General features: G+C 53.1%; 1 pseudogene. It reads left to right on the forward strand.

The features are described from left to right. Positions 1 to 11: 11 nt before the first annotated feature. Positions 12 to 273, forward strand: a pseudogene (locus AACV31_RS19205) (DUF2931 family protein); the annotation flags it as partial.

Here is a 273-nt window from a genome sequence, read left to right on the forward strand (position 1 = left end):
GGAGATAAAGCATGAAGCTGTCCATAACATTACTGTCAACGTTATTACTGACAGCCTGCAACAGTGTGTCGTCTGCGAACGAGCAGGGTGAAATAAAAGCGCCTTTTGATGAATGGTACTTCACCTTTACCACACCCCGGGCGCTGCCGGCGCAGGTTACGCTCGTAAAAATGCTCGACATCAACGGGTACGCTAAGGTTTTCCGCACGATAGACCAGCCGCAGGGCGACAGCGTGGGAAGCTGGGACCAGTATGTAGGGCTTGGGCCATCTC

This window comes from Cronobacter sp. EKM101R, assembly GCF_963888145.1.
GTDB lineage: Bacteria > Pseudomonadota > Gammaproteobacteria > Enterobacterales > Enterobacteriaceae > Cronobacter > Cronobacter turicensis.